Annotated in this window: 12 protein-coding genes and 2 pseudogenes; 5 read left to right on the top strand and 9 right to left on the bottom strand. The window is 64.6% G+C overall.

Translation table 11 applies throughout. From position 1 onward, the window contains the following. From ABZW16_RS09285 to ABZW16_RS09265, 5 genes and pseudogenes are all read left to right on the top strand, one after another. Window positions 1–84: pseudogene (locus tag ABZW16_RS09285) on the top strand (FAD-dependent oxidoreductase); the annotation flags it as partial. A 375-nt stretch (window positions 85–459) separates the two neighbouring features. Next, window positions 460–1,593, top strand: coding sequence for a ThiF family adenylyltransferase (locus tag ABZW16_RS09280; RefSeq protein WP_354953911.1), 1,134 nt, complete (start codon window positions 460–462; stop codon window positions 1,591–1,593). Further along, entirely contained in the window at window positions 1,590–2,864 is a 1,275-nt protein-coding gene (locus tag ABZW16_RS09275; protein ID WP_354953910.1) for a hypothetical protein, read from the top strand. The genes ABZW16_RS09280 and ABZW16_RS09275 overlap by 4 nt, the downstream gene beginning before the upstream one ends. A gap of 226 nt (window positions 2,865–3,090) precedes the next feature. Continuing rightward, window positions 3,091–3,219 carry a hypothetical protein gene (locus ABZW16_RS09270; RefSeq protein WP_354953908.1) on the top strand — a complete coding sequence of 43 codons (129 nt, stop codon included), beginning with the start codon at window positions 3,091–3,093 and terminating at the stop codon, window positions 3,217–3,219. Between the two features lie 490 nt (window positions 3,220–3,709). Then, window positions 3,710–4,150, top strand: coding sequence for a hypothetical protein (locus ABZW16_RS09265; RefSeq protein WP_354953907.1), 441 nt, complete (start codon window positions 3,710–3,712; stop codon window positions 4,148–4,150). Between the two features lie 89 nt (window positions 4,151–4,239). Here ABZW16_RS09265 and ABZW16_RS09260 read toward each other — a convergent pair. From ABZW16_RS09260 to ABZW16_RS09220, 9 genes and pseudogenes are all read right to left on the bottom strand, one after another. Continuing rightward, window positions 4,240–4,437 (bottom strand): annotated as a pseudogene (locus ABZW16_RS09260) (hypothetical protein); the annotation flags it as partial. A 165-nt stretch (window positions 4,438–4,602) separates the two neighbouring features. Beyond that, the gene (locus ABZW16_RS09255) at window positions 4,603–5,121 is read right to left on the bottom strand and encodes an SUKH-4 family immunity protein (protein WP_354953905.1); all 519 of its coding nucleotides are present in this window, start codon (window positions 5,119–5,121) and stop codon (window positions 4,603–4,605) included. A 366-nt stretch (window positions 5,122–5,487) separates the two neighbouring features. Next, window positions 5,488–5,802, bottom strand: a complete 315-nt coding sequence (locus ABZW16_RS09250; protein WP_354953903.1) for a WXG100 family type VII secretion target — start codon at window positions 5,800–5,802, stop codon at window positions 5,488–5,490. Window positions 5,803–5,839: 37 nt separating this feature from the next. Then, window positions 5,840–6,175: a WXG100 family type VII secretion target gene (locus tag ABZW16_RS09245; RefSeq protein WP_354953901.1), complete on the bottom strand. Its 336-nt coding sequence runs from the start codon at window positions 6,173–6,175 to the stop codon at window positions 5,840–5,842. A gap of 64 nt (window positions 6,176–6,239) precedes the next feature. Continuing rightward, complete coding sequence (locus tag ABZW16_RS09240) at window positions 6,240–7,022, bottom strand: ESX secretion-associated protein EspG (protein ID WP_354953899.1); 783 nt, start codon at window positions 7,020–7,022, stop codon at window positions 6,240–6,242. After that, window positions 7,019–8,014, bottom strand: coding sequence for a PPE domain-containing protein (locus ABZW16_RS09235; protein WP_354953897.1), 996 nt, complete (start codon window positions 8,012–8,014; stop codon window positions 7,019–7,021). Before ABZW16_RS09235 ends, ABZW16_RS09240 begins: the two co-directional genes overlap by 4 nt. Before the next feature lie 18 nt (window positions 8,015–8,032). Then, the gene (locus tag ABZW16_RS09230; protein ID WP_354953895.1) at window positions 8,033–8,341 is read right to left on the bottom strand and encodes a PE family protein; all 309 of its coding nucleotides are present in this window, start codon (window positions 8,339–8,341) and stop codon (window positions 8,033–8,035) included. 29 nt (window positions 8,342–8,370) lie between these two features. Then, window positions 8,371–9,648 carry a hypothetical protein gene (locus ABZW16_RS09225; protein WP_354953893.1) on the bottom strand — a complete coding sequence of 426 codons (1,278 nt, stop codon included), beginning with the start codon at window positions 9,646–9,648 and terminating at the stop codon, window positions 8,371–8,373. After that, window positions 9,645–10,211 carry a hypothetical protein gene (locus tag ABZW16_RS09220; RefSeq protein ID WP_354953891.1) on the bottom strand — a complete coding sequence of 189 codons (567 nt, stop codon included), beginning with the start codon at window positions 10,209–10,211 and terminating at the stop codon, window positions 9,645–9,647. The genes ABZW16_RS09225 and ABZW16_RS09220 overlap by 4 nt, the downstream gene beginning before the upstream one ends. Window positions 10,212–10,215: the final 4 nt, after the last annotated feature.

Raw genomic sequence — 10,215 nt, 5'->3', positions numbered from 1 at the left:
TTTAACGACAAACCACGTCATCAACTTTTCTTAGAACCAGAAGGACGTAATACGAATGAAGTTTATGTGCAGGCAACGAGCACGGAGGAAGCCGAAGGCCGCCAACCCCGAGATAATAGGCACTATGGCGGATATTTGGGCCGTTACGACTCGGTAGTGTCGGCCGAGCGACCCGCTCGCCCGCCGAATTTGGTTGGTGGTTGCGAGTGCTCAGTTAAGGAGTGCAGTCATGAAGAAGATCGAAACCACAGTTCGCCCCTCCGATGAGCGCCCGAGTCCGATTTCAATCCGTCCACTGGACAAGAAAGAAACCGCTGGCATGCCCAGTAACGGGAACGGCGCCTAACGGATAGTAGTTTATAGCGTGTGGTTCGTCTCCGCCGAGAATGTTTTCGGTGGAGGCGAATCATTCGCCAGTAATGCCGCGCTTTGATCGCTTGGCTGATTTCTGGAGGCTTGATGAACGGCCGAATCCAGGTTGTGGACATGGCGAGGCCGCGGGTCAAGCCGGAACTGAGTCCCTACGTGACGGTCGATCGCGCCGTAAGAATCGGCGCCACGGTGTATGGGCTGGGGATTGAGATCGACGATCCAGACGGCAGAATCAAGGCCCTGGTCGGCGCGCTCGACGGAACAAGATCGCCCGCCGAGGTAATCTCGGCGGTTTCGGCTGATCATGCGGACGCATCACCGCGAGAAATAGCCGATGCGATGCAGCAGTTGCTCGATGCAGGTTTGCTGGAAGACTATGGCGCGCCGGTGCCGGTGGAATTGACCGACCGGGAGCGTGATCGCTACTCTCGTGGCGTCCCGTTTTTTCGCTGGATGGATAGGGTGCCGCGTGCCAATTCGTGGGATATCCAGATCGGGTTGCGGCGGTCCCGGGTTCTGTTGATCGGTCTCGGTGGTGTGGGAGGAGCTGTTGCGCAGGGGCTCGTCGCATCGGGTGTGGGTTTCCTGCACTGTGTCGACGCGGATTTCGTCGAGGTCTCGAATCTGAATAGGCAGATTCTGTATCGGGAGGCCGACATCGGCAGGTCGAAAATCGATGCCGCAATGGAGCATTTGCGTGATCTCAATTCCGATGTGGAGATCAGCGGCGAGCAACTACGTATTACGAGTGAGGCCGATCTCGGTGCTCTGCTCGAGCCAGGTTACGACGTCGTGGCGCTGTGCGCCGACAAGCCGCGCGTGATCCGCCGCTGGGCCAACCGGGCGTTCCACCAGGCCGGCGTGACGTGGGCGGTCGGCGGCTATCACGGCCCGATTGCTTCCGTCGGTGTGCATGGACCCGAAACCGGCGCGTGCTGGGAGTGCCTGCATGATCAGGCAGCCGACATACCGGACATGCGTATGCCGCCGGGAATGTCCATCGAGGACCTGGACCCGCGATTGCCCTGGAATCCCGTCAACATCGTGTCGGCCGCGATCACGGGCAGTTTCGTCACACATTTTGTGCTCGCAGTCCTCACTGGCGCACCACCGATCGAGGTGGGTTTCTGCTACGAGGTCAATCTCGCAGTTCCCGGCGAATCGAATCTGGTTCGGCTCGGGCGCCGGGCGGAATGCCCGATCTGCGGGGACCGATCGTGACCGAACCCGTGCCCGTCGTCGTGCTTCCGGAGAGCCGGGTGCGTCTGCACGACATGGCGATTCGGCAGGACGGCGATGAATGGATCACCGGCAGACTCGACACCCGCCGGTTCGTGGCGCTGCCCCGTGCGGGCGCGGTCGCGATCGAACTGTTCCGGGCCGGCCACAGCATCGACGAGGCCACGACGCGGATGGCTCACACGGAAGGTTGCGTGTTCGATGTGCTCTCTTTCGCCCAGGATTTGGCGGCGCTCGGTTTCGTCGCCGACATCGATGGCCGTCCGGTCAGCTCTGCGCCACCGCTTCCCGCGTCGTTTCCCCGCATTCGGCCCGAACACGCCCGATTCGCACTGAGTCCGGTCTTTCCTGTCCTGTTCATTGGTTTGATGCTGGTGGCAACCGTGGCACTCGCGCTCCGGCCCGACCTGCTGCCCAGTTTCCATGAGCTGCTGTGGAGTTCGCGGGGAAGTGCAGTATTGGCGCTGAGTGCGGGGGCCGGATGGTCGCTGGTGTATGTCCACGAGCTGGCTCACTTCATCACCGCCCGGGCGGCAGGCGTGCACGCTCGGATTCAGCTGAGTACGCGGCTGCAGTTCCTGATTGCCGAAACCGATATCAGCGGTATCGAATTCGCCCCGCGCAGGCATCGGCTTACCGCATATCTGGCAGGTATGGCGACGAATCTGTCGGTCGCGGCGGTCGCGGTCCTGATCCAGGCGACGGCGAGCCCGGCGACCACTGTGCACAGGATCCTGGCCGCGACAATGGTGATCGCGCTGATGTCGTTGCCGTTCGAGTTCATGGTCTTCATGCGCACCGACGTCTATTACGTGCTGCAGGACGTCCTGGCCTGCCGCAACCTGTTCGGTGACGGCACCGCGTATGCCCGCTACCTCGGAAACCGGGTGCGGCACATCATCTTCGGATCGACTACCGGGACGGTCGACCCCAGTCTCGGGTTGCCGCACCACGAACGCCGGGCGGTGCGGATCTATAGCGTCGTGCTGGTCGTCGGAACGGCACTCTGCCTCGGCGTGATGGCCATGTTCACCGTCCCCGCCGACCTGACGTTGATCTCGCGCGCGGTCACCCGCATCGGCCTGGGCCAATCGCTGATCACCAACCTCGACAGCGTCGTCGTCCTGCTCATTCTCGGCAGCGTGCACACAGCGTGGGTGCTGACGTGGTGGCGACGGCACCGGGGGTGGGTCGCATGCCGACGCGGTCGTCGGAGGCTGCGCGGCGCCGGACATACTGCTATAGGTCCATGATCCGGAGAGAAATGTACGACCGTCACCCGGTGCTACCCGCGTGATCTAAGCGCCGTTCAACGTCGGCAATCGGCTAGTTACACAGGGCAGTCGGACCGCCGCGCTTCGAGTCGATTGCGCCGAATGCCATTGTCTACGATGGTGTTCCGCCGACCGCGCACGCCTCCCAGGCCACCACGGTCCACGTGCACCCCACCGGCACCGCACCCGCTACCCCGACGCCGAGGTGACTCTCACCCAATCCGAGGCTGCCAACATCGTCACCATCCGAACCACCACCGGTTCCACCACCGTCCGCATGATCTCCATCGCCGACGAAATGCGCTACCTCACCTCGGCCTTCACCCACGACTGACCGAGAATATTCCCATGATTGGGAATATCAAGGATTCATCATGCTGAGCGCACCTGCATTCAGGATGCCAACCCAATCCTTACCTCAGAAGGCCGAGGCCGTCGGCATCGGCTGTAGGCGCGACGCGAGAAGGATGGCTGTCGCCGGGGCGCGCATAGCTCAGCAGTTGGGTCGAGCCGGGGCGGTCGAGGATGGCCCCGATCTTGTTGTCCGCTCAGATCTTCTCGGCAGGGATACTGTCCTCGCCCAGGCCACGAGCGCGAGGAAGCCCAATGCCGCCAACCCCGAGATATAGGCACTATGGCGGATATTCGGGTCGTAACGACTCGGCTAGTGTCGGCGGAGTATCTAGATCCTTTACTAGTGGTCCTAGGCGATCAGCGACCGTTTCACCGGTGAGTTGATGGTCCAATTATGCCAGTTTGAACGGCCACAGGACTCAGTCAACCCCACGGTGCTTGCCATCCAGATCCAAAGACAGGCAATATCAATGCGTTTCCTGAAATGCGTGACACGGCTCACCGTCGTAGCAACCGCCATCATCGCCGCATCGCTGACGACGAGCGTGACCGCGGAAGCGGCCTCTACACCCGAAGCGACCTGCGGCGCAGGGTATTACGTGATCGACCACTACGACCTGAAAATAGCCACCGGCTGGCTGATGTACAACGGCTCTACTGACTGCGTCGTCACTTGGAAGACACAGCAGATCGGAACGAAAACGCCCCTAGTGGCGTCGGTAGGTTCCTCGAGCCCGACCAACGTACCGTTCCCGACGCACGGCAGGTACGGCAATGCCGACATCGACTTCGACTCTTATGCCTACTACGCCGGCCCTGTCTACTGGTACGCCCCGCACACGTGCATCGAGTGGTACGTTTCCGACCCATATTATTCCGCGGGCAGCAGCGGCCCGGAGCACTGCAACTGACTTGTCCCATCCGGAAACCCGAGCGGTACGGCCGCGGCGAATCGAACCTTCGACGCGGCTACCGGTCGAGCCGATCGGCCACACGCGGATCAATGGGAATTACGGCGCCGGCCGCCGTGAGTTCGGCCTTCACGGCCGAACACAATTCGGCGGGTTGCCTTCGACTGCGATCCGGAATCGAAAGGTGGTTGCGGGTCGTACTCGATGCTGAGTCGACCTGCTTGGGCCACGGTATCGCCGAACAACTTTGCGGCCAGTTCTAGCGCCATGTCGATTCCCGCGGAGACTCTGCGCCTGTCACGCCGCCCCTCGGTGCACATGCGGTTCTCCTTCGGTTCGGCTCAATACCGCCGAAGTTCTTCACGGACAACCCCAATGCGTTGCCGCCCGCAGTCCTTGCAGCAGACCGCCGGGAGAACATCTGTGATTGGGAACATTGAGGATTCAGCGTGCTAGAACTCCAGCAGTTCGCACAGCAGGTTGAACCAGAAGTTGTCGCGGCCGGCCATCGCCTCCGCATCGCGCAGGCGCAGCTGAGCGATCACGCCGTAGATGGCCTCCTCGATACGGTCATCCGCCAAGTCCGGCTGTTCGTCCAGCGCCGACAGCGTTTTCTCGACCACACCGAGGAACAACACAAATAGCGCGACATCGGAATTGACCACGTATGTGTCGGCCCGCCCGTCGGACACCATCATCACTCGGTCGGTGTCCACTTCGATGCCGTAGTAGTACCCCGCCCCTTCCGCTACGGCAACATACTCGTGCCCCTGACGCCGATGCCGAGCGACACGGAACTCTTCATCGGAGACCGGCTCGGAATACACCGTCTCGACGGCCGGAAGGCCTACCGTTCTGACGAACCAGTGGGTTTGGGCCGACAGCAGCGGGCTGAGAAATTCCGGCGGAATCGGACGCAGTCGATCTCCCCAGACCTCGCGGACCGCATCCACTATCTCCGAATTGATCACTGCACCTCGCTCAACACCTGTGCGGCCCCTCGTCGATCGCCGGCCGAAGACCTCACCCCTGGGACCGACAGCGCCGAACCCCTCGACCGACGCACAGCCGTCACCTACAAGGTCGTGGTCGATTCGGCCGACCGGCCGCAGTGCACGTTGTCCGCGCCCCATGTGCTGGACAATCCTCCCCAGCTGATGCACTGGTGAGGAGCCTTGACGTAAACCGGACCAGCGTAGGTTGTGGAGTTTCCGAAATCGGCATGGGAGTTCGGGCCGGCAACGCCGCACGCGCTCGCACCCGTCTATCGTTCGCGGATACTGCAACGTGTGCCGCGAAGTGGAGGGGGGTGCGAGCGCTTCCGGCTCGACTGGCTATCAACCGCCGTTGAACATGGACATGACCTTCTTGTCCGTGGTCTGGGCGTTGCTGTGCGCCTGTTCCACCCCATTGATGCCCTGTTGAAGCACGTTGATCACGTCGTCGAGGTTGTGGGAGACAGCGCCGAAGGCGGTGTGATAAGCCTGCGCCGAGGCTCCCTTCCAGACATTGGTAATCGCGGTGTCCGCAGAGTTCGCATCGCTATGCGAGCTCTGAAGCGCGGTCTTGAAGTCCTGCAGTTCACCGAGCAGCGCCTCGATGTGCCCTGGGCTGTACTGCATGATGCCGCTGTTGTCTGTCGCGTAGCTCATGACGAAGTCCCTTTCTTACAGTGTTCGGTGAAGCAGATCAGACAAGGTTGGTGAAGGGCTGCGAGGACAGCTCGGTGTCGATCTTGCCGAAGAGCTGCGTGTTCTCCGAGTCGGTTCCGCCCAGGTGCTTGTTGCCCTGCTCCAGCGCGGTGGTGAGGTCGATCAGCGACTTGTGCAGATTCGTAATCGATCCATGCAAACGAGTGGCGAAGTGGTCGAATGCGGTCTTCGCCTCGCCCTTCCATCCTGCCTCGGCCGCCTGAACGCTGGCGTCCAGCTTCTTCGCGGTCTGGTCCAGCGTCGGGATCACATCCCGCATTTGGCCCGTCGCCTTGAGGAACGCGCCATGATCAACGGAGACATCTTGGGCCATCGGTGGCCACCTCTTTTCTAATAGTGTCGATATTCGCTTTCTTCGTTTATGTCGATGCGCGGGACTAAGGCATCCACCTTCCTCCCGGCAGGGCTTCGATCAGGGTCGCGATCGCTCGGCCGAGGCGGTGATCGGAGCCGGGCGCGAAGGTAATCCAGGCCTGGGGTTCCGCCTGCGACCGATCGGGGGCCGCGAGGATCCGGCCGCGGTCGGTGTCGTACACCGCGACCGCGCCGACTATGGTCGTGGAATCCTCTCCGTAGCAGACGATTTCGGTATGTGTGCGGCACGTCGACATCGCGATGCCGAACTCGACAGCCTCCCGACCGGCCACACCGAAGTGGTACGCCACGTCCGTGAAGTCGGCCGAATCGGCTGCGGCGTTCAGTCTTTCGCCGATCTCGGCGGCCGGTGCTCGGAAGGGTGGGATGTCGGCGGCAGGAGGCCTGCCCAATGCCGAGCCCAACGTCCGGGCCAGCGTGGCGGGGTTGTCGTCGGCCCACACCTCCCGGATATCGACATCATCGCCGTTGCGGACGGCCAGGGCGTGATTACCGCCACGCCGCGCCAAGCACACGCGCCGTATTCCCGATTGCCCGAATGACCGGGCGACCAACTGCCGGTCCGGTTGCGCGAGGGTGAACAAAGCCGATGCCACCTCGGTTGCCACATCACCGTATTCGTCCACCAGACCACGCTCCCGCAATGTGCTGAGCGCCGCCTCGTGGGCGGCCCGCGCCGCCGCGATCGTCTCGTGGCGCGGCTCGAGCGCCAATACCACGGGCAGAGCAGGAATCTGGAGCAGGTCGACCGCGGCCGTGAGCGCGTCTTCGGTCATCGTTGTCATATCTGCGCCTCCCCCGCGCCGATCGTCCGTACCTGGGGTGCGGAGGTTCCACCGAGCACGGGCGGCGTGGCGGCCCACCCAGCATCCGGAGCAAGCGCGTCGAACTCCGCGCCCCCGCCCGGCCCTGCGGCGGGGCGGGCGGGGGTGTATTCGTCCGCATCCGCGGTGGCCGCGGGTGCCATAGTTCCCGGTACCATCGGCGCCTGCGTGACCTGCGTTGCCGGAGCTGTTGTTTCGATAACCTGCTGATCGGTGACGATCTGCTCGTCGACGAGGACAGTCTCGCCCAGCGCGGCGGCGGGGGTGGGCGCAATCGTCCGCAGCGCGGGCGATATGGACGGAACGCGGTATCCAGCAGACGCGGGCAGCGGTGCCGGACCTGGACGGGTCATCGGCGAGCGCGGTACGTCGTGCTGTTGCTCGGCCACCAGTGCGGCATCGCTGGTGAGCACGGGCGCCGGAGGCGGTGTCCAGGGCTGCGCGACCGGCGCGGTCGCTGCCTCGTAGTCTTGCATGACTTGCGCGGCACGCGCTTTCACCGCATGCGCCTGGTCCTCGAGAGTCGCGGCCGCGCCCACCAACGGTCCGCCCAGCGGAATACCCAGTGCCGTCATATCTTTCAACGCCTGCCACACAGCCTGCTCGGCCTCTCCGGGCATCGCGGCAGCCGCCATGGTGTACGCGATGGCCTGCGCCTCCGCGCGCGCAGCATTGGTCGCGGCGGCCTCGGCGGCCTCGACCATCCAGTTCCGCAACGCCGCGAGCCGCTGCACCCCCGCATCGCTGTCTGCCGACCGCCACGCGCTGCCGAGCTCGCCCAGGATCGCGTGATACTCCACCGCGGCCTCGGCGAGTACCGTCGACAATTGACCGAAGGCCACGCCCGCATCAGCCATAGGCAGCGCCCCGGGGCCAGTGACCAAATCGCGCACAAGCTGGTCAGCGGGCGTCGCCTCCCAGACCCGCCCGGTGAAGCAGTTCGGCTCGACCATCGCCAATCTCCTACCCGCTCAGCACAATCCGTCGAACAACGCCACGTTGAGCGCGTCCACGCTACGGAAGGACTGCGCATGAGACCGCATCTGCGCGGCCAGTTTTCGCAGCTCGTACACGCCACCGGCATAGGACTGCTGGAAACCCTCGCCGACGTCCCCGAAGCTCTCTGCTGCGGTGGCCGACACCGCGTCCACCCCGGCCGGGGCAGGCGAGAGCGCGCAATGCGTTCCGCTCAACGTGCGGTCGAGCCGGTCGGCCAACGCGTCCAGTCGTGCGGCAACCCGGTCGGCCGCCACCGAATCGAATTCGACGTGTCCGTTCATGACTTCTTCCTGGTCGTGCTGGTACTGGGCTACAGCGTTAATGCCTTGTCCGGTGAATCCGCCGGGCGCGCCGCCGCGCCGCCGACCACCGGCGTCGCGACATCCCCGAGCTCGCCGACGACTTCGTCGCCGTGCTCGGCGCTCACCAGGTACTCCCGGGCGGCCACCGAAGTCTCGGCGGCGCGCGCGCCGAGCGCCGCGCCCATCGGCATCATCGGCGTGCCTGCCCGCGCCGCGATGGACTCCTCGGCCGACAGTTCCACGCCCGCAGCGGCATCCATCTCGCTTGCCCGCACCACCGCCGCTGCGGGCGGCCCGACTGGCGTCTCGGTCACGACCGGCTGCAGCGGCATCCGTGCGACCCCGACCGGACCACCGCCGGAGGCGGCGAACGCCATCGGTGCGACCGCACCTATCGCGCCGGTACCAGTCCGGTGTGCGGTGGCTTCGGCGACCTGCCCGTGATACTCCGGACGCAAGCGCACCTGCCGGTCGATGGCCTTCTCGCCTTGGCGCAGCAACTGTGTCACCGGTTGTGCGGCCTGTTCCAGCATCTGAGGTACCTGCCCGACGGCATTCTGCAGCTGCGCGGGAGCGGGATTCGGCGCGGCCGTGATCGGCACCGGCCGCCCTGCCACCGTCATCTGGCTCGTCAGCGCGCCCAGTTCGGCGCGCACCAGCGCCACGACCGCCGCCGCTTCGGTCGCCGCCTCGGCCGTAGCCGCTGCGATGAATGCCTGTCCGCCCGGTGTCGCCGCGCCGGCGGCGATCTCGACGGCCAATTTCGCAGCGATGGCCGCCAATTCGGCATTACCAACCTGGACCACGGTCGCGGCCGCCATCAGCAGCGAGTGGATTTGGCCCGCCTGCTGTGTGACGGCACCCGCATTGTCTTGTGCCTGTGACGCTTTCGCCAATGCCGCTTGGGTACCCGCGCCCTGCAACGCCGACAACGCGCTGATCGCCGTCGACCCCAGGGCCATCACCTGTGTAAGACCGTTGAGGACCTGTGAGAAGAACTGGACCGGGTTGATCGGTCCCATCCCGAGATTGCCGGTACCGAAGTTCCCGAGCATGTCTGTGATCGGCCGCATCAACGCGGCCGGGTCGAGCGGTGGCAGTGGCGGCAGGTCTGGCAACTGCGGCAGCGGCGGAAAGTCCGGCAGCGGCGGCAATCCGAGACCTGCCAGGATCTGATCCAACGACTGGTTTCCCGGTGGCCCGATTCCGGTGTGCCGCAACACGTCCAACACATCTGGGTGCAGTGGCGCGGGAGTGGGGGGCACGCCGAGGGATGACGGGTTCATATCGTCCCCGCGCCAGTCGTTGCCGATCTGACCGGAGCGGCGAGCGGCTGTGCGACGGTGTGCTCGGCCGCTGCGGCGACGGAAATCTGCCGGGGCGGCACCGCGTCCGGCAACACCCCACCCGACCGTGACGCAGCGTCCTGCGACATGTTCTCCCCAGGAGGCTGCGGCGCGGTATCAGAAATGGTGTCGTTCTCCGGTACGGAACCGGGCGTCGCGCCATCGTCGGTGCCAAACGCCGGCGTGCTGTCGGACGAGGCGAGGCCGTCGAAACCGGCGGCGGAGCCAGCGTCGGCCGATTCGTAGCTGGCGGCCGCCGCATGCGATGTCACATCGGTGGCTGCATGCACCTGCGCGAGTTCGGCCACCGCCTGCGCATGGTTGGCTTGCGCTACCGCGAAGGCGGCGAGGAAGTCCGCCGCGATCGGCCCGAATACCGCCGAGGCGGCCTGGATGGCGGCGACCTGGTCCACCGTGCCCGCAACCGTCACCATGCTCGCCTGGGTCGCATTGATGTCCCCGTGCGCGCGGAAAGCCTCGGGAATGACCGCTACTTGATTCATCTGG

It is taken from the genome of Nocardia sp. NPDC004604, from assembly GCF_040609795.1.
Taxonomy (GTDB): Bacteria; Actinomycetota; Actinomycetes; order Mycobacteriales; family Mycobacteriaceae; genus Nocardia.
Note: the sequence above shows the minus strand (reverse complement) of the source record. Positions and strands in the feature narration are given on the sequence as shown.